We start from the raw sequence: 22,524 nt of genomic DNA on the forward strand, positions 1-22,524 counted from the left end.
CTATCCCATTGCCGAGTGTCACTTTGATCCATGGCCGACACTCGACAGGTCAAAGGCTGTCATTCGAGAACGACCATAGGCGCGACCGTTGCGAGTTATTGGAACACCGGGAGAGCCTTGGCGCTGCTGGCTGCTGGATCGAGCGGGCATCATGAAACCTTTTGATTTTTGGGCCGTTGTCGGCCGTATGTCCGAGGCGAAATCCAAACCGAGATCGGTCGACGGCGCCAGATCGCGCGATGCCCAGACACCGCGTCAGGAGAAATCGAGCGAAGAGAAGGCATCGACTGCCGAAGCCGCGTCCGAGGTCGTCGGCGAAGCTGCGCCGCCGCCGGAAGCCGTCGAACCCGATCCACAGCTGACCCCCGAAGAGGCCGAGCGGGCGCGCAAGAAATATCTGCTAAGGCGTTTCTGGATCAGCGCGCGCGGTTACTGGAGCCGGCGCGGCGACAGTTTCGCCTGGCCGCTCACGATCGGGCTGTTGATCCTGATATGCGTCAATGTCGGTTTCCAGTATGGGATCAATGTCTGGAACCGCGCGATTTTCGACGCCATCGAGCAACGCAACGCCCGCACCATTTATTTCCTGAGCGCCGTGTTCGTGCCGCTCGTACTCGGAAGCGGAAGCCTTGTCGTAGCACAGGTCTATCTTCGCATGACGATCCAGCGCCGCTGGCGTTCGTGGCTCACCACATCAGTCATCGCGCGCTGGCTCGCCAACGGCCGGTATTATCAGCTGAACCTCGTCGCCGGCGACCACACGAACCCCGAAGCCCGCATCTCGGAGGATCTGCGGATTGCTACCGAATCGCCCGTCGATTTCATCGCCGGTGTCCTCAACGCGTTTCTGTCGGCCTCGACCTTCATCGTGGTGCTGTGGACGATCGGCGGCGCGCTGACCCTGCCGATCGGAGGTTCGAGCGTCACCATTCCCGGCTTTCTCGTCATCACCGCGGTGATCTATGCCGCCATCACCTCCACCTCGATGGTGGTCATTGGCCGCCATTTCGTCCATCTCTCCGAGGAGAAAAATCAGGCGGAAGCCGAGTTCCGCTACACGCTAACGCGCGTGCGGGAAAACGGCGAGAGCATCGCATTGCTCGGCGGCGAGGAGGAGGAGCGCAGCGGCATCGACAAAACGTTCGCCTATGTGCTCGGGCAATGGGCGCTGCTTACAGGCCAGCACATGCGCACGGCGCTGGTGTCGCAGGGGTCGAGCCTGTTTGCGCCGGTCGTGCCGATCTTGCTTTGCGCGCCAAAATTTCTCGAAGGCAGCATGACCCTCGGGCAGGTCATGCAGGCTGCCTCCGCCTTCGCCATCGTGCAGGGCGCGTTCGGATGGCTGGTCGACAACTACCCCCGTCTTGCCGGTTGGAACGCCTCCGCGCGGCGCATAGCCTCGCTGATGATGTCGCTCGACGGGCTCGAGCGCGCGGAACAGAGCGACACCCTGGGCCGCATCCAGCACGGCGAAACCGAAGACGGTGCGATGCTCAGCCTGAACAATCTCTCCGTGTCGCTCGACGACGGCACCGGCGTGGTCAAGGAGACCGAGGTCGAGATCGAGCCGGGCGAGCGGGTGCTGGTTTCAGGCGAATCCGGCACAGGCAAGAGCACGCTGGTGCGGGCCGTCGCGGGTCTGTGGCCATGGGGCGGCGGCAGCGTCGATTTCCATGCCGACAGCCGGCTGTTCATGTTGCCGCAACGCCCCTATGTCCCGATAGGGACGCTTCGCCGCGCGGTCGCCTATCCCGCCCCCGCCGACAACTGGACGATTGCCGAGATCAACGTCGCCCTCGACAAGGTGGGCCTCGATTATCTGAAGGGCAAGATCGAGGAAGACGCGCCCTGGGACCAGATCTTGTCGGGCGGCGAAAAGCAGCGGCTCGCCTTCGCACGTCTGCTCTTGCACAGTCCCGATATCATCGTGCTGGACGAAGCGACGTCGGCGCTCGACGAGAAGAGCCAGGACAAGATGATGGAGACGGTGATCCACGAATTGCCTGATGTCACCATCATCAGCGTGGCGCACCGCGCCGAGCTGGAAGCCTACCACAGCCGCAAGATCACCCTGGAGCGGCGCGAGGGCGGCGCGATTCTTGTCAGCGACATCGACCTTGTTTCGCGCAAGGGCAGACGGAACTTGCTCGCGCGAGCCTTGTGGGGCACCGGCGCTCCGATCGAAAAGCCGCATGAGCTGGAGTAAGGCGGCGCCATCCCAAAACTGAAAAACACCCGGTCTCCCCCGGGGGGACGGGTCAAGTATACGCTGTGGGAGTGAAGCCGTCGCGTCGTACGCACCAACTTAAGCAATCAGGCATCGAGCAGGCGTCCTTAAGCCGGCGCCAGCGGCCAGGCAAAACCCCGCTATTCGGCGGCCTTGCCGCCCCAATTCACGGCCAGTGGTCGAACCCGTATTCCAGCGTCGGCTTGACGATGCGGAAAAGGGCGGCAGGTCGGTCTGACTGTCCCGAATTGCCCTTCGCAATTCGGTTGGCAATCCGGGTGAGAGGCTATTCGCTAAATGCAATAGCGCCAATCAGCCGCCGGGCGCGGCAGCGCGTCTCCTGCGACGCAGCGGCCAGATCGTCGCGCGCCTTGCGCGCGAGTTTCCTTGTCGAGCGCCTGGGGCTGTCGCCGAACAGATCGGCGGCGGCGGCGAGACAGGTCTTTTTCAGGCTTTTCTCCGAGCGCTTCAACAGCTTGCTCAGGAGCCGCGTTTCTTGAGGAGAGCCGAGCGGCCGGTCGGCGGCATCGAGAAGCGTACGCATAACGAACACATCATGCAGTTCGCCCAGATTTTCGCCGAGTTCGTCGACCGCCTTGCGCCGGGCCTTGATCGGCGTCGGCCACAGCCTTCCGAGCAACGACAGATGCATGCCGTGGGTCTTTGCTGCCTTGCGCAGATCGTGGAAATCGTCGGCCCCGCCGCGGGAGCTTGCCTTGTCCAGCGCCTTTCTGGCGCGACGCAGAGTGATGCGGGCGCCTTCGGCAAGCACATCGGCGGCCTGTTCGGGCTGGTCCGGCAAGGCCAGCATATCGATCCGGCTGATGCCCTCCTCGCAAGCGGCAATCGCGGCAGTTATTGCAGCGTCGAGGCCGACACCGCCATGCAATTCGTGCTGACGCGCGACGAGCGTCTCGCGCACCGCATCGAGACCGCCGCCGGCACTCTGTTCGGGAAAGGTTGCTGCCAGCCGGTCGATGGTTTCAACCAGGGCGGTCGCCTCGCGCGGACCGGCAAGCAGGGCTGCCACCTGTCGGTAGCATTGGTTCTCGGTCAGGCAGAACGTTTCGTCGCCGGAACGGACCAGGCGCAGCAAGGCGCGCGCGTTCTTCAGCCGCTTGCGGCATTTGTGCAGCGCCTGCTCCGGCCTGTCATGCGCCACGTCCAGGTGGACCAGCGCCTTGCCGATCTCCTCGGCGAGGATGCGCCTGACCTCGCCGGTCAAGGGCAGGCGCGGATCGATGCGATAACTCATGCGGCGATCTCCGGACTCCCCCCGAGGGCGAGCGACGCGTTATAGAACCTCTGCTCGCCGGTAACTTCGCGGCCGAGCCAGTCTGGCAGCATTTCGTCCGGCACGTCCTCGGGCGTCTCGAGCTCGGCAACCACCAGCCCCGCAAGCATCCCGCCGAAGACATCGACTTCATAGAGATGGCCGCGATGCCTAACATGGTGGCGTGTCTTCTCGATGACATGTCCGATCGCGAAGGCCTGCATCTCTTCCGCCTCCGCCAGAGGGATCGGATATTCGAATTCGTCGCGTTCGCGGACCTTGCTGCCGAATTTGAGCGTCAGCTTTGCCGAGGCGCCGTTGCTGACGCGCACGCGCACGGAGCGGTCCGGTGTGGCGGCGAGATAGAACTGGCGAATGCGGATGTCCGCTTCGACCAAATCCCGCCACTCATTGCCGGAGACCAGGAACTTGCGCTCGATTTCCTTGACCATGGCTTCGCACTAAAGCGCCTGCGGCTGGAGATGGCAAGGTGGAGACGGCTTAGGGTTGACTTTAATCATTCGATTGATTAAATTGCTGATCATGGCCAAGCTAACGAACGCCAAAATTCCACGTCGCGAGACGTCTCCCGCCGACATGACGCGCGCGGCACTTGTCCGCGCGGCGCTAAAGCTGTTCGGACGACAAGGCTTCGACGGGACCTCGACGCGAGAGATCGCGGCTGAAGCCAAGGCCAATATCGGCTCGATCGCCTATCATTTCGGCGGCAAGGAAGGGCTTCGCGCGGCAGCGGCCGATTATATCGTCGACACCATCCAGACCATTGCCGGCCAGGCGATCGGCAACCTGCAGGCGCCGAGCGATTCAGAGGCGGGCGGCCCCGAAGCGGCGCGGGCACAACTGTTCACCGCTTTGGAGCGGATGGTGGCCTTCGTCGTGGCTAGGCCGGAGGCCGGTGAGATCGTGCAGTTCGTCCTGCGTGAACTTTCGCATCCGACGGCTGCACTCGACCGCATCTATGACGGCGTGTTCGAGCCGACGCATCGCCGGCTCTGCCTGGTCTGGGAGCAGGCGACGGGCGAGCCGGCCGAAAGCGAGGCTACCCGACTCACCGTGTTCACGCTGATCGGCCAAGTCGTCTATTTCCGCATCGGTCGCGAGGCGGTGATGCGCCGCATGGGCTGGCGCGCGGTCGGCGACGCCGAGGCTGTCAAGATTGCGGCGACGGTGACGGATAACCTTGGGGCCATATTGGCCGCCCGGAAGGATCGTAGGTCATGAGTTTCCTCTGCTCTCTGCCGCTCGCCGCTCTGCTTTTCAGCGCCTGCGCACCAGCGGCACCACTCGCCGTCGGCTATGTCGAGGGCGACTATGTGCTGCTCGCGCCGATCGAGGTGGCGCAGGTGGAGACGATTTCGGTCAAACGCGGCGACCGCGTCGTGCCGGGCACGCCGGTGGTGACGCTGGAAAGCGCCGATGCAAGAATAGCCGTCGTGCAAGCCGAGGCGGCCCTTGCCCAGGCGCAGGCGCAACTTGCCGACCTGCAGGTCGGCAAACGGCCGGAAGAGATTGAGGTGCTCAAGGCGCAGGTCGACATGGCCAAGGCGCAGGCCGCCGACGCCAAACGCAGATACACCCGCGCCAGCGACCTGTTCAAACGCGGCACCGGCACTCAGGCCGATTTTGACACCGCCTCGGCCACTCTGGAGACAGCCAATGCGCAGGTCGGCCAGGCGGAAGCCAATCTCGCCGTCGGCGGCCTGCCGGCACGGCCCGAAACGATCAAGGCGGCCGAGAATCAGGTCAGCCAAGCGCAATCGGCGCTGGAGCAAGCGCGATGGCGGCTGTCGAAGCGCGTGCTGGCGGCGCCGTCGCCCGGCCGCGTCAACGATGTGATCCGCAATCCGGGCGACACGGCCGGCCCGACCGCGCCGGTCATTTCGATGCTGCCGGACGGCGCTGTGAAGCTCAGCGTCTATGTGCCGGAAAGTGCGTTCTCGTCGGTGAAAGTCGGCACGCTGCTTAATGTTCATTGCGACGGCTGCGGGCCGGACGTGAAGGCGCGCATCAGCTATGTGTCGCCGGACCCGGAGTTCACCCCACCGGTGATCTACTCGCTCGAGACCCGGCAGAAGCTGGTCTATCTGGTCGAGGCGCGGCCGGACGGCGACTCCAGCGCGCTGCAACCGGGGCAGATCGTCGATGTCGATCTGGCGGATAACGGCAAATGAACGCCATCGATGTCCATGGCCTGGTCAAGCGTTTTGGTGACAAGACCGTCGTAGACCATGTGACTATGACGGTGGCCGAAGGCGAGATCGTCGGCTTCCTCGGCCCGAACGGCTCGGGCAAGACGACGACCATCCGCATCATGTGCGGCCTGCTGACGCCGGACGAGGGCGAAGGCACGGTGCTCGGCTTCGACATCCGCAGCGACAGTCTGAGAATCAAGCGTGAAGTCGGCTATATGACGCAGAAATTCTCGTTCTACGAGGATCTGACCATCGCCGAGAACCTTGAATTCGTGGCGCGGCTCTATGGGTTGAAGCCGCTTAACGAGCATGTCGGCAGGACGCTGGAAGATCTTGGCCTCACCTCGCGCAAGGACCAGTTGGCCGGTACGCTGTCCGGTGGCTGGAAGCAGCGGCTGGCACTGGCCGCATGCATCATGCACAAGCCCAGATTGCTGTTGCTCGATGAGCCGACGGCGGGCGTCGACCCGAAGGCGCGGCGCGAATTCTGGGACGAGATCCATAGGCTGGCCAGCGGCGGGCTGACCGTTCTGGTCTCCACGCATTACATGGACGAGGCCGAGCGCTGCCACCGCATCAGCTATATCTCCTACGGCAAGATGCTGGCCACCGGCACGGTCGACGAGGTGGTCAGGAATGCCGGCCTGACGACCTTCGTCGTGCAGGGCCCGCAGCTCGATCGGGTTGCTGCCGCACTCAGCGGCCGCTCCGGCGTCGACCAGGTGGCGCCGTTCGGCGCGACGCTGCATGTCGTCGGCTCCGACAGGAAGGCGCTTAAGGCAGCACTTGCCGATGTCGAGAAGCATCACAAAGGCGTCACGGTTTCGCCGGGCGAAACCAGCCTTGAGGATGTGTTCATCCAGTTCATGTCCGACTCGAAGGACAACATGGGATGAGAAACGGGATAAACAGCGTCTTTTCCTTCGCCAGGCTCGGCGCGCTGCTGATCAAGGAGTTCATCCAGATGCGGCGCGACCGCATCACCTTCGCCATGATGCTGGGCGTGCCGCTGATGCAGCTCGTGCTGTTCGGCTACGCCATCAACAACGATCCGAAGAGCCTGCCGGCAGCCTTGGTGGCGATGAGCAGCGATCCCTACACGCGGGCCATGGTCTCGGCGCTGCAGACCACCGGCTATTACAGGTTCGACCATGTCGTGCAAAGTGCCGCCGAGGCCGAATTCCTGATGGCGCGTGGCGACGTCGCCTTCGTCGTCACCATTCCCGCCGATTTTGCCCGGCGAGTCGAGCGCGGCGACCAGCCACAAATCCTGATCGAGGCTGATGCGACCGACCCGGCGGTCGCCAGCGGCGCCATCTCGACGCTCGGCACCGTGGCCAACCAGGCGCTGCTCCGGGCGCGCGGCATGCAGGAAACGGCCGCCGAGACCGCCCGAGGCCAGCTCGAGGTCGTTGTCCACCGACGCTACAATCCGGAAGGCATTTCGCAATACAACATCGTGCCCGGCCTGCTCGGCGTCATCCTGCAGATGACGATGGTGATGATGACCTCGATCGCGCTGACACGCGAGACCGAGCGCGGCACGATGGAGAATCTTCTGGCGATGCCCTCCAGCCCGCTCGAGATCATGCTGGGCAAGGTGCTGCCCTATCTGGTGGTCGGCGCCGTTCAAGTGGTGGTGGTGCTGGCGGCGGCCAAGCTGCTGTTTGGCGTTCCCTTCACCGGGTCGTTGTCACTGCTGCTATCGGCGGTTCTGGTCTTCGTGCTGGCGCTGGTGCTGCTCGGCTACACCATCTCGACGATGGCGCGCACGCAAATGCAGGCACTCCAGCTCACCTTCTTCTTCTTCCTGCCGTCGATTCTGTTGTCGGGCTTCATGTTCCCCTATCGCGGCATGCCTGGCTGGGCGCAGATCTTCGGCGAGATTCTGCCGCTGACGCATTTCCTTCGCATCATCCGCGCGGTGATGCTGAAAGGCGCCGACCTGCCGGCGGTCGCAACCGAAATCGGCTGGCTCGTCGTGTTCGTGGCGCTGTTTGCCGGCGTGGCGCTGGTGCGGTTCCGCCGCACTCTGGACTAGTCCAGCTCAAGCAGCCTACGCAAATGGCCGAGATGGGTGGAGTGCGGAGTTTCCAACGCGAACAGCAGCTCAGCTCACTTGGATGCATGATCCATCGGGTCGAGATTTATGCGGGTCTGGCCTAACCCGGGACCGGCGGCAATTCAGGCGCGTCCAGTCCTTGGAAAGGATTGCGCCAGGCGTCGATTTCTTCAAACTGACGATACCAGCGGCTGACAGAAGGATAATCGTCGAGCGGCAATCTGGCGACATCGTTAAAGGGCAGAAACGTCGCCATTCGAAAGTCGGCATAGGAAACCGAATTTTCGACCAGCCATTCTCGCTCGGAAAGCTCGGCCTCAAGTGTTGCAGCGGCCGTGCGGAAGTCTCTCAGCCCCTCTTCAACCCGGTGCTGATCAATCGGTCCGAGCCCAAACCGCTGTTTGGTCCCGCATTCGAAATGCACGACGTCGCAAGCTCTCGCGAAGTTCTCCTTACCCCAACTGAGCCATCGGATCATCTCGGGTTCATCGTCGCCGGTGCGCCAGAGATCCGAATGCGCGTCGCGTGAAAGCCGGCAGGCAATGGCATCAGCCTCCCAGAGGCTCTTTCCCGAGCCCACAAGTATGGGCAATGAAAGATTTGGATTCAGCGGCCGAAATCGCTCAGCCTGCCCCGGAGCGAAGGGGGAGGCGAATTCAAACTCGACCTTCGCATTGAGATAGCGCGCTACCGCGACCGCAAGGCGGGGATTGGGATTGCGGCTGAAGTACAGCTTCATTGCATGTCAGTCCTTGAATGGTTCGACTGGACGCGCAGGAGCGCTATGACGCTTGGCATCGGAGCGAAGCCGGAACCGCTTGCCACCCTATGCCGCCGCCATGATCTCAGCATAGGTGCTGAAATCGACATTGCCGCCGGACAGCACCACGGCGACGCATTTGCCTGATAGCTCGATCTCGCCCGATGACAACGCGGCCAGCCCGACGCTGCCGCCGGGCTCGACCACCAGCTTGAGATGGGCCATGGCGTCGCGCATGGCCTGTGCCGCGGCACTGTCGGAAACGGCAATGCCGCCGGCGAGATTCCTGCGGTTGATCTCGAAGGTGATCGCGCCCGGCTCGGTGGTGAGGAGCGCGTCGCAGATCGAAGTGTGGCCGGGTTCGATCGAAACCCGGGCACCTTTGGCCAGTGAGCGACAGGTGTCGTCGAAATGCTCGGGCTCCACCGCCCAGATGGCGGTGGCCGGCGATGCGTCCTTGACCGCAATCGAGATGCCGCTGCTCAGGCCGCCGCCGCCGCAGGGAATGACAATGGCGTCGAGGCTCACGCCGAGCGCTTTCACCTGCGCCATCAGTTCGAGGCCGATCGTGCCCTGGCCGGCGATGATGGCGGGATCGTCGAATGGCGGGACCAGGACCATGCCCCTCTCCACGTACGGGCGAACCACCGTCATGCGGTCATCGCGGAAACGATCGAACGGCACCACTACCGCACCCATTTTCCTGACATTGCCGACCTTCATCGCCGGCGCATCGGTGGGCATGGCGATGACCGCCTTGACGCCGAACATCGCCGCCGACGCGGCGACGCCTTGCGCGTGATTGCCCGACGAAAAGGCCACGACGCCACGGCTGCGCTCCTCGTCGCTCAGCGACGACAGTTTGTTATAGGCGCCGCGGAACTTGAAAGAGCCGGTGCGCTGCAGCGTCTCCGGCTTGAACAGGATTCTGGCACCGAAGCGCTTGTTCAGCTCCGGCGATTCGATCAGCGGCGTTTCGACTATCAAGCCGGACAATCGCAATGCTGCGGCGCGGATATCGGCGATGCCGGGAGGGGTGGTCATGGGGAGGTCCTGCAGAATGAGATCGCCCATGGTGCACGGAAAACCAGGCCGCGCACCACTGTAAAAATGTGACCGTTACAATTCGCCTTTGGGCAGGAAAGGGGGGTGTGCCCATCAGCAGCCGGCCACTCTGACAGCTTCGTGGCGGACATGGTTTTGTGGCGGGCAAGAAGCGCTTGGCGCGCAATGTGGTTGAAGCGCTTCATTAGCCCCGGGTCCAGTGCCTACCCGGCCGCACGCCGAACTCGCCAAGGCCGCCGCCTTCGCCACCTCCAATCGCGCACGCGCAGTCAGCGGCGCCATCATGAACCTCACTTGTGGTGCATAATCGATGTAATTGATCGGCGCCTACCAGTAACCCGCTGTTCTGTACGCGATTTGCAACTACAACGATAAATACACGCCACTCTGTTGCTTGTGACAACATTAACTGACATCCTCCGCCTCAGAAGAGTCTGTCGTCCTCAAAATATTCGACAGGGCGGATGCGATGAGTGACAGCTGGCAGAACGTTGTGCTGCGGAACCAGCATCCGAAATTGCGGATGTTCGCAAATTGTGACGCAGACGTCAGTTCCGCCAAATCTGAAGTGCAGCCGGCGCTGCGCGTGACCACCGAGGAGCTTGCGGCCTCCACTCCACCGCTCGCTACCGCTATCGCACCCGAGGACGCCCCGGTCAGCGGCACCGCCAAGAAGCACGGGGTCGACGTGCAGGCGCAGCGGGCGGCCGTCGAGGTCAGCGTTTTCGTCCGCTCCACCGATTCACTGCCACCGGTCGCTGGCCAGCAGACCTTGCGCGGGATGGCGACCCGCCGGATGACCCTCGATGAAGTGTACGATCTCGCGCGCGACGCCGGCACCATCTTTATCGAACCGGCCGATGCCCTGAAGCTGCCGCGTCCGATCAAGGGCAGCGCCGGCGGCACCGCTCCAGCCCGCCGGGTCCCGGGCGTCGCTCCGGCCCAACTCGGCGACGGCAAGGGCATGCTGATCGGCATCATCGATGTCGAAGGCTTCGACTGGGCCCATACCGATTTCCTCGTCGGCGGCAAATCGCGGTTTGTCAGCATCTGGGATCAGGGTGCCAAGGTCGGCCGCAATCGCAAGGGCCTCAAGCGCGGTCGGGTGATCTCCGCCGCCGATATGCAAACCGCACTGACGGATGCCGCCAAGATTCACGTCTCGCCGCACGATCTCGAGCCGCAATCGCAGATGGTGGTGGGCTCGCACGGCACCCATGTCGCCTCCATCGCCGCCGGCAATAGCGGTCTCTGCAGCGCAGCTGAAATCGCCGCGGTCCTGATCGCGCTGCCGGAAGACGAGATCGACCGGCGCACCTCGTTCTACGATTCCACCTGCCTGCTCGACGCCGTCTACTACCTGCTCGATCTCGCCGGTGAGCGCCCCATCTCGATCAACATCAGCCTCGGGACCAACGGCCACGCCCATGACGGTTCAAGCATCCTCGACCGCTGGATCGACGCGTTGCTATCGGAGCCCGGCCGTTCGATCTGCATTGCCGCCGGCAACGCCGGCCAGGAACGACCCGAAGCTCCGGACGATCTCGGCTACATGATGGGCCGCATTCATGCGAGCGGCAAAATCGATGCCCAGGGCCTCGACCACATCCTCGAGTGGCAGGTCGTCGGCGACAAGATCAAGGATGCATCGGAGAACGAGCTCGAGATCTGGTACGAGCCGCAGGATCGCCTCGCCATCAGCATCCGCCCGCCTGATGGCGACTGGATCGGCCCGATCCTACCCGGTGAGTTTCTCGAGAACCACCAGTTGCCCGACCGCACACTGATCAGCGTCTACAACGAGTTGCACCACCCGACCAACGGCGCCAACTACATCGCCACCTACCTGACGCCGTTCTTCGGCAGCAACCTGATCATCGGCATCCCTGCCGGCGTCTGGCAGGTCCGGCTGCACGGCCTCGTCATCCGCGACGGCGCCTTCCATGCTTGGATCGAGCGCGACGACCCGGCCGACTTGGGCGACGGCAGCTACTTCTGGCCGTCGTTCTTCACCGAGGCCTCGCATGTCGACACCTCCTCGGTCAGCGCCCTCGCCTGCGGCCAACGCATCGTCTCCGTCGCCAATCTCGATGAACTGAAGCGCCGCGCTCACATCACCTCGAGCCAGGGTCCGACCCGTGACGGCCGGCTGAAGCCCGACATCACTGCGCCCGGCACCGGCATCGTCGCGGCCAACGGCTTCGGCGGTCCGGATGACCCGTGGATCGAAATGACCGGCACCAGCATGGCGAGCCCCTATGTGGCCGGCGTCATCGGCCTGATGCTGGCGGCCGAGCCGACGCTCACCGCTGCCCAGATCCTCGGCATCATTAAGGCCACCGCCCGGCCCCTCCCCGGCGCCACCTATCAGTGGACGAACGACCTCGGCTTCGGTGTCATCTCTCCTGCCGCCTGCGTCGCCGAAGCCTCCCACGCGCTGACCCGTACCGAGCTGAAGAAAACCACCCCGCCCGCTACCGCTCCCACCGTCACCGCCGCGGCCCCGCCGGGCCGTCCTGCCAGTCGCCGTGCCGCCAGGCCTGCAACCCGGCGCCCGCCGCCCGAGGCCGCATAATGAAAATCACCCTGCTCCCCTCCGACAAGGGCGATTGCCTGCTGATCGAGGCCGGTGCCGTCACCATCCTCGCCGATGGCGGTATGCCCGGCTCCTATGCCTCCGAGGTGCGCGGCTATCTCGGCAAATGGGCCGAGGACACCGGCAAGCAACTAGACCTCGTCTATGTCTCGCACGTCGATCAGGATCACATCGCCGGCGTGCTGCAGCTGCTCGAGGACACAGTGCAATGGCGCGTTTTCGACCACAAGCACGCCAACGGCCAGTCCTCCGGCAAGCCACCGTTCAGGAGACCGCCCAAGGTCAAGCGTATCTGGCACAACGCGTTCAAGCTCATGGTGGATGAGTCCGAGGCGATCGGCACTGTCCTCGCCGCCCGCGCTAACACGCTGTCCAGTTCGGCCAACCCGTCACTGCTTCGGCTCGCCGACGCCTTCCGCAGCATCGCCAACTCGATCCCCGAGGCGATCAAGGTGTCCCGCCGCATCGCCGCCGACCAGTTGAACATCCCTCTTAATGGCGAGTTCGGCAAGCTCCTCGCCATGGTCCGCGGCCACGAGGTGATCAGCCTCGCGGCCAACAGCTCCCTCGCCATCCGCGTCATCGGTCCGTTCGAAAAGGATCTCGAAGTCCTCCGCAAATACTGGAAGAACTGGCTCAACAACCCTAAGAAGGCGGGCTCGCTGCAGGACCTCGAGGAGTGGCTGGAAGAAAACGACAGTCCGATCCCGCCCGGCTTCGGCGTGTCCATCGACGACGAACTGGGGCACCGCAAGGACGTCACCGAGCCCAACCTCGCCTCGCTCATGCTGCTGCTCGAAGAGCCGAAGGCTAGCGGCGGTGTCACCCGCGTCATCATGACCGGCGATGGCCATGCCGACGATATCCTCGCCGGCCTCACCCATCACGGCCGCCTCGCCGATGGCGCCGGGCTGCATGTCGACGTGCTGAAGCTCCAGCACCACGGTTCCGAGCACAATCTGCACCGCGCCTTCGCCAGGCGCATCACCGCCGATCACTACCTGATCTGCGCCAACGGCAAGGACAAAAACCCCGACCTGCGTGTCCTCGAGGTGCTGCTCGATTCCCGGCTGGGCGTTGCCGACAAGCTCTCCCCGAACGCGGAAGCCGGCCAGCCCTTCACCATATGGCTCAACTGCAGCACCCACTATCTCGACAAGCAGCAGGCCGCCTACATTGCGAAGAAGGGCACGCGCTCCACCGAGCTCGACAAGAACATCGCTCATATGAAGGCGGTCGAGGCTCTCCTCGCAGAGGCCAAACAGCACAACCCCGACAGGTTGAAGCTCAAATCCCTCAAAGCCTCGCCGCTCGAACTCAAGGTCTGAACCGATAACGCGTCGAGTCAGTCCGCGCATCACCAGCGCCACCACGCCGTCGCGCCTGCATGGACTGCTTGGGAGGCTCCAAAATATGGCGACGGCCATGGGGCCTGGGGCCTGCGGCGAACTGGCCGCTCCGGCCCTCCGCTATGGCTTCGGGCGTTCTTCAATTGACGAATGGCTGTCGATTGCCCCGGTCTGGTAGCTGATTGCCTCAGCCGGAGGCCGCTGCCGGCGGCAGCTCCCCGGGTTCGAATCCTTTGAAAGGTCCCCTGGACCTTTTCAATTCGCCTGCGACGAACCGGGTTCTCACCCCAAGAGCGTCCTTTTCCGTTTGGCGCCGCCCATCTTGCGCCAAGTGTTGAAGCGATGGGTGGCGGCGGCGAAGGAGATCTTCATCTGCTGGGCAACCGAATAGCGCGATTTGCCCTCGTCGAACATGCGGTAGCAGCACTCGACGCCCTCCTCTGTCAGCTTGCCGTCGGGCGCTTTGTTGTGCGGATTGGCCGGATCGAATTTTTCGACCTGCTGCTCGACCAAGCCTTTAAGGCGCTGCAGGTCCCCCTCGATGCTGGCGATGAGGTCGAGAACGGGTTTCGGGTCAAATGGATGGATGGGCAATTTTGCCGGCATTTACGGTTTCCTTCTCTTGGCTTAAGTTCGGCTATATAGGTGAACATTCGCCAATGAAGAAGAGGTGGTGGAAGAATCCCGGAGGCGCTGATTTTGAACGTCCGGCCGACGGGCGCGATTGACCAAGAGCGCACCAAACCCTAGTTTAGAATTATTCTAAACTGAGGTGAATTTCTCATGCTTTCTAGTGTTTTCGGATTTGGCCGCCGTCCGTTCGAGTCGCTCTCGGAGCAAGAGATCCTGGCGCTCGCCATCTCTTCCGAGGAGGATGACGGGCGCATCTACCGCGCCTATGCCGACGGGCTGGCGGGTAGCTTTCCGCATTCGGCCAAAGTGTTCGAGGAGATGGCCGAGGAAGAGGACGGCCATCGCGACTCGCTAATCGAGCTTCACCGCGAACGTTTCGGCGAACGCATTCCGCTGATCCGGCGCGAGCATGTGAAGGGCTATTACGAGCGCAGGCCCGACTGGCTGGTCAGGCCGCTCGGCATCGAGCATGTGCGCCAACAGGCTGAAACGATGGAGCGGCAAGCCTATCTGTTTTATGTCGAGGCAGCGAAACGCACCAGCGATGCCTCGACGCGAAAGCTGCTCGACGATCTAGCGGTCGCCGAACAGGGCCACGAGACGTTGGCGCAGCGGCTGGAGAAAAAGCATGTGCCGGGTGCGGTGAAGGATGAGGAAGCCGCGGCCGAGCAGCGCCAGTTCATCCTGACCTATGTGCAGCCGGGACTGGCCGGTCTGATGGACGGATCGGTGTCGACGCTGGCGCCGATCTTCGCCGCCGCCTTCGCCACGCACGACACGTTCCAGACCTTCCTGGTCGGGCTTGCCGCCTCGATCGGCGCCGGCATCTCGATGGGCTTCACCGAGGTCGCCTCCGACGACGGCAAGCTGTCGGGGCGCGGCTCGCCGGTTAAACGCGGCATTACCACAGGCGTCATGACGGCGCTGGGCGGTCTCGGTCACGCCTTGCCCTACCTCATTCCTTATTTCTGGACCGCGACAATTCTCGCGGTCGTGGTGGTGTTCTTCGAGCTGTGGGCGATCGCCTTTGTGCAGAACCGTTACATGCAGACGCCATTCTGGCGCGCCGCCTTCCAGGTGGTGCTGGGCGGCGCGCTGGTGTTTGCGGCTGGAGTGCTGATCGGGAATGCCTAGAAAGCGCTACCCATTCACCGCCCGGCTGTCCTCAGGCGCCTCGGCGCGTTCGGTCAGGCCGTAGTCGCGCACGACATGGGCGATGCGCAGACGATATCCGGCAAAGATGCCGCCACGGCCGGCCTTCTGCGCCTGCCTATGTTTCTCCGTGTTGCGCCAGGCCTTCACCGCCTCCTCCTCGCGCCAGAACGACAGCGACAGGATGCGGTTCGGGTCGGTGAGGCTCTGAAAGCGCTCGATGGTGAGAAACCCGTCTATGCCGTCGAGCAGCGGACGCAGGTCGGCTGCGAGGCCGAGATAGGCGTCGCGCTTGCCCGCTGCCGGCTCGACTTCGAAGATGACGGCGATCATAGTTTCACCTTTCCTTCAGGCATGATCTCGGTTTGAAAAGTCTGCAACTTCTGGGCATCATGCTTCGGTGCGTGCGGCCCGGACGCGAGTTTCAGAAACGTCCGATCCTCCTTCAGGATGAATCTTTCACGCCGGGCGAATTCGTAATTCGCCCGGCCGATCGGATCGGCGGCAAGCCTGATGCGGTAGGCTTCGTAAGCCGCCAGGCTGTCGATATTGTAAGCGGCGTAGGCGGTGGTGGCCGAGCCCTCATGCGGCGCAAAATAGCCGATCAGATCGGCGCCGCAGCGCGGGATGGCCTCGCCCCAGTTGCGGGCATATTCCTCGAATGCCGCCTTGCCGAACGGGTCGATCTCGTAACGGATGAAGCAGGTGATGGTCATCTTTTGTCTCCTTGCTGGATTTGTTTGCTGCAGCGACAGTTTGAGTGGGGTCGAAACGTTCGGCGGACCGATGTGCTAGGCAATTTCTCTGGTGGTCACGCCTGCCAGAAGCACTTCGCGCATTCGCGCCGAACGTCTTCTGGCATCAGGCCAACATCGCGCAAAAGGTGCTCGTCAATCTCGGCGAGGTCGAGGCGCTGCAGATGGCGGTCGTACCACCGCGCCAGGAGCCGCAGATGCAACCTGCGCAAGATAATGAACGGAAACGGCCGACGGCCGAAGCGCCTGACAAGCACGGTGTGGGAAATGGTTCTTGCGGTCATCGTTGTCTCCTTGATCTCAGCGGAGGATAGTGGTTATCTGACGACAATGCTTCGATGGGGAACGAACTATGCGTGAAGGACCAGATATAGCCCGCATCGCCAGCCTGGTCGGCGATCCGGCGCGAGCAAACATGCTGACCGCGCTAATGGGCGGCACGGCACTGACGGCGAGCGAACTGGCGCTCGAGGCCGGCGTTTCGCTGCCGACTGCCAGCTCGCATCTGTCGAAACTGATGGAGGGCGGGCTGCTGACGCTGGCAAGCCAGGGGCGGCATCGCTACTACGGCCTCGCCGGGCCGCAGGTGGCGGGCATGATCGAGGCGATCACCGGTGTCGCCGCTGCGGTCGGGCCGCAACGGGTGCGGCCGGGTCCGCGTGATGCGGCCATGCGCGCGGCGCGGGTTTGCTACGACCACCTCGCCGGAGAACAGGCAGTGGCGATGCTGGATCGCCTTGTCGGCAAAAAAGTCCTCATCCGCGACGATAAGGAGATCAGGCTGGGGCCGTCAGCCGCCGCGCATTTCGCCGAGATCGGCATCGATGTCGAGAGCAAGGCGCGGCGACCCGTGTGTCGGGCCTGCCTCGACTGGAGCGTGCGGCGCTCGCATCTCGCCGGCACGCTGGGCGCGGCCATTCTCGACAAGATCCTTTTGGAAAAATGGGCACGGCGCGAAAAGGACAGCCGCGCGGTGATCTTTTCGCCGATGGGCAAGCGGGCCTTCGAGACGGTTTTTCTCGGCTGAAAGATGATCAGCCGCCCTTGAGCGGCTTGCCCCGCTTGAAAAAATCCGCCCAGGGATCGGCTTTCGCCAACTGCTTCAGCGTCGTCTTGTCGCGGACCGGAAAGGCGTTCGGCGCCAACCCGGCCTCGATCTCCGCCCAGGTCGCCGGCATCGAGACCGTAGCGCCTTTCTTGGCCCGCGACGAATAGGGTGCCACCGTGGTCGAGCCGCGGCCATTGCGCAGATAGTCGACGAAGATCTTGCCGGTGCGCGCCTTCTTCGATAGCGTCGCTGTATACCGATCAGGGGCGGCCTGCTCGAGGGCGCGGGCGAAATCGTGAGCGAAGTCCTTCACCTCATCCCAATCCGCCGACGGTTTCAGCGGCACGACGACATGATAGCCCTTGCCGCCGGAGGTCTTGACGAAATGCGGCAATGACAGCTCATCGAGCTGGCCCCGGATTTGGAGCGCCGCCGCGCGCACCGCTTTCACGTCGACGCCTTCGTCGGGATCGAGATCGAAGATGATCTGGTCCGGCTTGTCCAGTTCGTCGATGGTGCAGCCCCAGATATGGATCTCGACCACGCCGAGCTGGACTAAGGCAGCGACACCATCGAAATCGCGGATGAACAATATCTCCTCGCCGTCCATCGGATCCTTCATCCTGGCGATTTTTTCGTGCATGCCTGCGGACGCATGCTTTTGGAAGAAGCGTTGGCCGCCGACGCCGTCCGGCGCCCGTACAAGGCTGAGCGGCCGATTGACGACGTATTGTTGCATGCGCGGCCAGACCAAAGCGTAATGATCGAGCAGACCCTGCTTAGAGACCTTCTCCTGCGGCCACAGAAGCTTGTCGGGATGAGAAAGTTTTACGACGGTTTTTGCCCTCCCGGCGGATTTGACAGAGATCTCCCCCTTGCCCCCGGCAGGCTTTGCCTTGGTGTCGGCCTTGCCTGCGGGTGCCTTCGGCTTTTCCTGCACGACTTCCTCCGCCGGTTTGTCCTCGCGCAATCTGGAACGAGGCGTGGCGCATTATACGGTCGACGTCCAGGTACGGAAAGTGAGGCAAAGCCGGGTTGTCCGGCCTTGCCTCGATCGCGAGTGCTATTCCGCGGCCTGAAGGTTGACCTTGGCTTCCGCAATCTCGGTAAGCTTGCGGTCGGTCGCCTGCTCTTCCTTGATGTTGTTGGCCAGGACATTGGCACAGTCGGTGCGGCCAAGCTGCTTGGCCCAGGCGATCAGGGTGCCGTAACGGGTTATCTCGTAGTGCTCGACCGCTTGCGCGGATGCGATCAGGGCGGCGTCGAGAACGTCCTTGTCGTCGATGTCGCCGCTGACTTCATCGGCTTCCTCGAGAATGCCGTCGATAGCCGGACAGTTGACCGTCTTGGCCTTCACGCCATGCAGTTCGAACACCTTCTCGACCCGCTCGATATGGCCTTTGGTCTGGCCGAGGTGCTTCTCCAGGCCGGCTTTCAGCTGCGGATCGGTAGCCTTGTCGATCATCTTCGGCAGCGACTTCTCGATCTGTTTTTCGGCGTAATAGATGTCGCGAAGCGTGTGGACGAAGAGGTCGTCCAGCGTCTTGATGTCTTTCGAAAAGAAACCCATGGCTTTGCCTTTCCATTGTTCTAGCTGTGCGAGGTCCTGGCGGCGGTTCCGCACGGAAGCCGCTGCCTGCTGGGCCGGGTTGGTCCCGGCTTTTAGCGTCAACGTGCGGCTATCGGACGGGTTCCTGGCTTTCCCCGAGCACGCACGGAAATTTCGCGGAGCCGGCCAAAGTTGAAACACAAGCGCGCCGCAGCGACATCCAAACGAAACATATGTGATGCAAAAGTCACACTAGCCGGAATGCCGACGAACTGCATGGAAAGACCCCGAATCAGCCGCATTCCAGCCACGAACCAAGGCCTTTTTGACCAAAGATTAACATCGTGTTCACCGACTATTCACGCCTCGACGCTATGATGCCCGCAATTCGGAAGGGACATCCGAAATCGGGACAGGGACAGGGACAATGAACTTCTTGACGCACCTCATCGGCTACGCTGCCGCCATCCGCGAATTCGTCGCGCCGACCTACCGGCCGGAGCGCTATTACATGCGCGGCCCCGGCCCCGCTTGCGCACGCCGCGGCCACACGCTCGGCATCAGCGCGCACTGATGACGACAATGGAAGGCCGTCACGACAGCCGGATCTGCAGGCCGGCCGCCGATCACCGTGCGACGACCTATCGCGCGGAACGTCCTGGGCTCGCCGACAGGCGGCGTGCGACAACGCCAAGGTTCTGAGATTCTATGGCTTTGAGATTCAGGGGCTTTGATCTCGCCGCCGGCAAGCTTAGTGTCGTTTGACACCAAGCAGCCGGGACTGGCGTGACCGCCCAGCCAGACCATCCTCCCGAAAAGCCAGCCTTCGATGCAAGCCAGCCGCTGATCGTGTTCGACGGCGTCTGCGTGCTGTGCTCTGGCTTTGTGCGCATGGTGGTCAGGCTCGACCGCAAAAGCCGCTTCCGTTTCGCCACGGCGCAGTCGCCGCTCGGCGAAGCGCTGTTCCGAAAATACGGGCTGCGGACGGACAGCTACGAGACCAATCTGGCCCTCATCGACGGTGCCGCCTTCACGCGGCTGGACAGTTTCATTGCCGTGATGGCGGAACTGGGCTGGCCGTGGCGGGCGGCGAGATCTTTACTCCTGCTGCCGCGCCCGCTTCGCGACTGGCTCTACGATCGCGTTGCGAAGAATCGTTACGCGCTGTTCGGCAGGAAAGAGAGCTGCGAGATCCCGTCCGCCGAGTTGAAAGGGCGGCTTATTGGCTAGGCCGGCCACTGCAAGGGTTCTATCCTGCACGACACCGCGGGCGGATCGGCACCCCCCTTTGCCAGAATCATCCGTTATCGCGGCTGGCTCGAAGCTTCGCAAGGCTCCAGCAAGATCGCGTCGCCTGCCGCCCTGGCGAGTTCGCGGCAGCCCTGAATCGTGCACAGCGTCCAGCCTTCACCCGTCGCGCCAGTGGCCGCGAGCACAAGGCGCCGCTGCGGCGCCATCTTGGGTCTATAGACCCACCAACCGTCCCGCAGCAACGAGCCTTCCGGCGGCTCCATGCCGGCGCCCGAGCCCTTGATCCGCGCCTCGGCGATCTGCAAGCCGGAAGGCATCACTTTCCAGTCTTCCTGCCAACGCGTCTTTTCCACCGAATGCGTCCAGGCGAGCGTGAACGCAGCCACAGTGAGCGTCACCGTCTTGCCGGCGGCGAGGATACAGAGGCTCATGCGGTGCCGGTGGCCTGCCGCGCACGCCAGCAATGCCAACCGATCCAGGCGACAGAGAGCGCCCAGCCAGCTTCGTCGGTGACTGGCAGCGCCGCAACCAGCAGCACGCCGGCGGCGAAGGCGACGAGACGTTCCCACCAGGCCATGCGCCGGGCGAGGAACCCGACGGTGGCTGCGCCCCACAGGGCAATGCCCACGCAAGCCTTGGCGACGACATAGGCGACCTCGACGGGATAGCCGAACTGGGCGGCGATCGGGCCGGGGTCCTGCAACATCAGCGCCGGGGTGTAGACCGCCATGAACGGCACGACGAAGCCGGCGACGGCAAGCTTGGTGGCTTGGATGCCGATCTTGAGGCCGCTCTCCTTGGCCATGGGCGCGGCGGCGAAGGCGGCCAGCGCCACCGGCGGTGTGAGGTCGGCCATGATGCCGAAATAGAAGACGAACATATGGCTGACCACCAGCGGCACGCCGAGCGACAGCAATGCCGGTCCGGCCAGCGACGAGGTGATGATGTAGTTGGGGATCGTCGGTATGCCCATGCCGAGCACCAGGCAGGTCAGCATGGTCAGCACCAGTGACAGGAACAGATTGTTCTCGCCGATGGAGATGATCCAGCCGATGAAAGTCGAGGCGATGCCGGTGAGCGTCAAAGTGCCGATGACGACGCCGACGATGGCGCAGGCGATGCCGACCGGCAGCGCGTTCTTTGCTCCCTCGGCAAGCGAATCTACGCATATCTGCAGCGTCTCGCGACCGCCCTTGAAGGTGACGCAGGCGACAATTAGCCCGGCGATCACAAGACTGAGGATATTGACGCCGAATTTCATGAAAGAGGCGGCGGCAAATCCCAACGCCAGCCAGAAGACGATGCGAAAGGCAAGCGGCCCGATCAACGCCGCCAGCGGCGTGCCGAGGATGAGCACGATGGTCAGCGCGAGACCCATGGTGCCGGCAAAGATCGGCGTATAGCCGGCAAACAGCAGATAGATAAGCGCGGCCAGCGGCAGCACCAGCGGCCAATGTCTTCTCACCGCGTCCCACGGATTGGGCAGGTCCGCCTTGGCCATGCCCTGTAGGCCGGCCTTGCCGGCTTCCAGGTACACCTGCCAGAAGCAGGCGCCGAAATAGAGCAGCGCCGGTATGATCGCCGCCTTGACCACCTCGGCATAGGGAATGTTCAGCGTCTCGGCCATGATGAAGGCGACCGCGCCCATCACCGGCGGCATGATCTGGCCGCCCATTGACGAGGTTGCCTCGACGGCGCCGGCGAAAGCCGAACGGAAGCCGAAGCGCTTCATCAGCGGGATGGTGAACTGGCCGGAGGCCACCACATTGGCGACGCCAGAGCCGGAAATGGTGCCCATCAACGCCGAGGACAGAACGCAGACCTGGGCCGGGCCGCCGCGCCACGAGCCGACCAGGCCAAGGGCGAAATCGTTGAACAGTGCGATCATGCCGGCGCGTTCGAGAAAGGCAGCGAAAACGACGAAGATGAAGATATAGGCGGCCGAGACGTAGACCGGCGTGCCGTATATGCCTTCGGTGCCAAACGCGAAGGTGTCGATGAGCTGGGCGAAATCATAGCCGCGATGGATGAAGGGCGGCGGCAGGTGATTGCCGAAGAAAGCGTAGGCGAGAAAGATCAGAGCGATCACGGCAAGCGGCAGCCCCATCAGCCGCCGCGCCGCCTCGAAGACCAGCACGACCAGCACCGTGCCGATGATCAGGTCCGGCGTGGTGAGGAAGCCGGAGCGGCGGATGAGGTCGGTATAGAACACCCAATTATAGAGGCCGGTGGCAAAGCCGAGCACGCCGAGCGTCCAGAAGGCTGCTTTCGCCGGTGTGCTTGTGGCGCGCAGATTGGCGATCAGGGCAAAGCCGAGCAACAGCAAGAAGCCGACATGCATGGCGCGCACCACCTGGCTCGGAAGGCTGCCATAGGCGGCGATGTAGATCTGGAAGATAGAAAAGGCGATGGCGATGAGAAAGGCGGCCTTGCCGGCGATGCCTTCGCCGAAACCCGACGGCAGGCCTTCGACCGGGGCTTCGGCGGTGGGGGAAAGAACGGTCGGGGCGTCGGTCATTGGCGGGGTTCCTGGCGGGGCGTTCCCCTCCCCCTTGAGGGGAGGGTGGACAGCCGCCGAAGGCGGATGGACG

At 63.3% G+C, this 22,524-nt stretch carries 22 protein-coding genes and 1 pseudogene; 11 read left to right on the forward strand and 12 right to left on the reverse strand.

Going from position 1 to position 22,524, the window contains the following annotated elements; all coding sequences use genetic code 11:
* Positions 1–187: 187 nt before the first annotated feature.
* Positions 188–2,206, forward strand: coding sequence for an ABC transporter ATP-binding protein/permease (locus A9K68_RS03435; RefSeq protein WP_065006547.1), 2,019 nt, complete (start codon positions 188–190; stop codon positions 2,204–2,206).
* A 307-nt stretch (positions 2,207–2,513) separates the two neighbouring features.
* On the opposite strand, the gene A9K68_RS03440 is transcribed toward A9K68_RS03435, so the two are convergent.
* Positions 2,514–3,482: a CHAD domain-containing protein gene (locus A9K68_RS03440; protein WP_163602983.1), complete on the reverse strand. Its 969-nt coding sequence runs from the start codon at positions 3,480–3,482 to the stop codon at positions 2,514–2,516.
* A complete protein-coding gene (locus A9K68_RS03445) occupies positions 3,479–3,952 on the reverse strand; it encodes a CYTH domain-containing protein (protein ID WP_065006441.1) in 474 nt (157 codons plus the stop codon). The genes A9K68_RS03440 and A9K68_RS03445 overlap by 4 nt, the downstream gene beginning before the upstream one ends.
* A gap of 91 nt (positions 3,953–4,043) precedes the next feature.
* Here A9K68_RS03445 and A9K68_RS03450 point away from each other — a divergent pair, with 91 nt between their 5' ends.
* The 4 genes from A9K68_RS03450 to A9K68_RS03465 are packed head-to-tail and all read left to right on the forward strand — an operon-like array spanning position 4,044 to position 7,754.
* Positions 4,044–4,742 carry a CerR family C-terminal domain-containing protein gene (locus tag A9K68_RS03450; protein WP_065006549.1) on the forward strand — a complete coding sequence of 233 codons (699 nt, stop codon included), beginning with the start codon at positions 4,044–4,046 and terminating at the stop codon, positions 4,740–4,742.
* Positions 4,739–5,692 carry an HlyD family efflux transporter periplasmic adaptor subunit gene (locus tag A9K68_RS03455; RefSeq protein ID WP_065006442.1) on the forward strand — a complete coding sequence of 318 codons (954 nt, stop codon included), beginning with the start codon at positions 4,739–4,741 and terminating at the stop codon, positions 5,690–5,692. Before A9K68_RS03450 ends, A9K68_RS03455 begins: the two co-directional genes overlap by 4 nt.
* Positions 5,689–6,609 (forward strand): ABC transporter ATP-binding protein, encoded by a 921-nt coding sequence (locus tag A9K68_RS03460; protein ID WP_065006443.1) that lies wholly within the window; start codon positions 5,689–5,691, stop codon positions 6,607–6,609. Before A9K68_RS03455 ends, A9K68_RS03460 begins: the two co-directional genes overlap by 4 nt.
* Before the next feature lie 8 nt (positions 6,610–6,617).
* Complete coding sequence (locus A9K68_RS03465; protein ID WP_065006548.1) at positions 6,618–7,754, forward strand: ABC transporter permease; 1,137 nt, start codon at positions 6,618–6,620, stop codon at positions 7,752–7,754.
* Between the two features lie 121 nt (positions 7,755–7,875).
* Here the strand turns inward: A9K68_RS03465 and A9K68_RS03470 are convergent, their stop codons facing one another.
* Both A9K68_RS03470 and A9K68_RS03475 read right to left on the reverse strand, forming a co-directional pair.
* Positions 7,876–8,514: a glutathione S-transferase family protein gene (locus A9K68_RS03470; RefSeq protein WP_065006444.1), complete on the reverse strand. Its 639-nt coding sequence runs from the start codon at positions 8,512–8,514 to the stop codon at positions 7,876–7,878.
* 87 nt (positions 8,515–8,601) lie between these two features.
* Positions 8,602–9,579 (reverse strand): threonine/serine dehydratase, encoded by a 978-nt coding sequence (locus A9K68_RS03475; RefSeq protein WP_065006550.1) that lies wholly within the window; start codon positions 9,577–9,579, stop codon positions 8,602–8,604.
* A gap of 490 nt (positions 9,580–10,069) precedes the next feature.
* Here A9K68_RS03475 and A9K68_RS03480 point away from each other — a divergent pair, with 490 nt between their 5' ends.
* Together A9K68_RS03480 and A9K68_RS03485 are read left to right on the forward strand one after the other, a co-directional pair.
* On the forward strand, positions 10,070–12,175 hold the full coding sequence (locus tag A9K68_RS03480) for a S8 family serine peptidase (protein WP_065006445.1): 2,106 nt from the start codon (positions 10,070–10,072) through the stop codon (positions 12,173–12,175).
* Positions 12,175–13,524: an MBL fold metallo-hydrolase gene (locus A9K68_RS03485; RefSeq protein WP_065006446.1), complete on the forward strand. Its 1,350-nt coding sequence runs from the start codon at positions 12,175–12,177 to the stop codon at positions 13,522–13,524. The genes A9K68_RS03480 and A9K68_RS03485 overlap by 1 nt, the downstream gene beginning before the upstream one ends.
* A gap of 303 nt (positions 13,525–13,827) precedes the next feature.
* Here the strand turns inward: A9K68_RS03485 and A9K68_RS03490 are convergent, their stop codons facing one another.
* A complete protein-coding gene (locus A9K68_RS03490; RefSeq protein WP_065006447.1) occupies positions 13,828–14,151 on the reverse strand; it encodes a hypothetical protein in 324 nt (107 codons plus the stop codon).
* 177 nt (positions 14,152–14,328) lie between these two features.
* Here A9K68_RS03490 and mbfA point away from each other — a divergent pair, with 177 nt between their 5' ends.
* Positions 14,329–15,312, forward strand: a complete 984-nt coding sequence (mbfA, locus tag A9K68_RS03495) for an iron exporter MbfA (protein WP_065006448.1) — start codon at positions 14,329–14,331, stop codon at positions 15,310–15,312.
* A 6-nt stretch (positions 15,313–15,318) separates the two neighbouring features.
* Here the strand turns inward: mbfA and A9K68_RS03500 are convergent, their stop codons facing one another.
* From A9K68_RS03500 to A9K68_RS03510, 3 genes are all read right to left on the reverse strand, one after another.
* On the reverse strand, positions 15,319–15,663 hold the full coding sequence (locus A9K68_RS03500) for an antibiotic biosynthesis monooxygenase (RefSeq protein WP_065006449.1): 345 nt from the start codon (positions 15,661–15,663) through the stop codon (positions 15,319–15,321).
* Entirely contained in the window at positions 15,660–16,046 is a 387-nt protein-coding gene (locus A9K68_RS03505) for an NIPSNAP family protein (RefSeq protein ID WP_065006450.1), read from the reverse strand. Before A9K68_RS03505 ends, A9K68_RS03500 begins: the two co-directional genes overlap by 4 nt.
* A gap of 95 nt (positions 16,047–16,141) precedes the next feature.
* Positions 16,142–16,369 carry a DUF1127 domain-containing protein gene (locus A9K68_RS03510; protein ID WP_065006451.1) on the reverse strand — a complete coding sequence of 76 codons (228 nt, stop codon included), beginning with the start codon at positions 16,367–16,369 and terminating at the stop codon, positions 16,142–16,144.
* 68 nt (positions 16,370–16,437) lie between these two features.
* Here A9K68_RS03510 and A9K68_RS03515 point away from each other — a divergent pair, with 68 nt between their 5' ends.
* Positions 16,438–17,112, forward strand: coding sequence for a winged helix-turn-helix domain-containing protein (locus A9K68_RS03515; RefSeq protein WP_065006452.1), 675 nt, complete (start codon positions 16,438–16,440; stop codon positions 17,110–17,112).
* 7 nt (positions 17,113–17,119) lie between these two features.
* Here the strand turns inward: A9K68_RS03515 and ligD are convergent.
* Positions 17,120–18,134: pseudogene (gene ligD, locus A9K68_RS03520) on the reverse strand (DNA ligase D); the annotation flags it as partial.
* 62 nt (positions 18,135–18,196) lie between these two features.
* Positions 18,197–18,703, reverse strand: coding sequence for a ferritin-like domain-containing protein (locus tag A9K68_RS03525; protein WP_027154740.1), 507 nt, complete (start codon positions 18,701–18,703; stop codon positions 18,197–18,199).
* 406 nt (positions 18,704–19,109) lie between these two features.
* On the opposite strand from A9K68_RS03525, the gene A9K68_RS31220 reads away from it, so the two are divergent.
* Positions 19,110–19,256, forward strand: a complete 147-nt coding sequence (locus A9K68_RS31220) for a hypothetical protein (protein WP_023801394.1) — start codon at positions 19,110–19,112, stop codon at positions 19,254–19,256.
* 212 nt (positions 19,257–19,468) lie between these two features.
* The gene (locus A9K68_RS03530; protein WP_065006453.1) at positions 19,469–19,912 is read left to right on the forward strand and encodes a DCC1-like thiol-disulfide oxidoreductase family protein; all 444 of its coding nucleotides are present in this window, start codon (positions 19,469–19,471) and stop codon (positions 19,910–19,912) included.
* A 74-nt stretch (positions 19,913–19,986) separates the two neighbouring features.
* Here the strand turns inward: A9K68_RS03530 and A9K68_RS03535 are convergent, their stop codons facing one another.
* Together A9K68_RS03535 and A9K68_RS03540 are read right to left on the reverse strand one after the other, a co-directional pair.
* Positions 19,987–20,364 (reverse strand): DUF1850 domain-containing protein, encoded by a 378-nt coding sequence (locus A9K68_RS03535; RefSeq protein ID WP_065006454.1) that lies wholly within the window; start codon positions 20,362–20,364, stop codon positions 19,987–19,989.
* The gene (locus A9K68_RS03540) at positions 20,361–22,451 is read right to left on the reverse strand and encodes a TRAP transporter permease (protein ID WP_065006455.1); all 2,091 of its coding nucleotides are present in this window, start codon (positions 22,449–22,451) and stop codon (positions 20,361–20,363) included. Before A9K68_RS03540 ends, A9K68_RS03535 begins: the two co-directional genes overlap by 4 nt.
* Between the last annotated feature and the right edge of the window lie 73 nt (positions 22,452–22,524).

The organism is Mesorhizobium sp. AA22, assembly GCF_001672375.2.
Classification (GTDB): domain Bacteria; phylum Pseudomonadota; class Alphaproteobacteria; order Rhizobiales; family Rhizobiaceae; genus Mesorhizobium; species Mesorhizobium wenxiniae.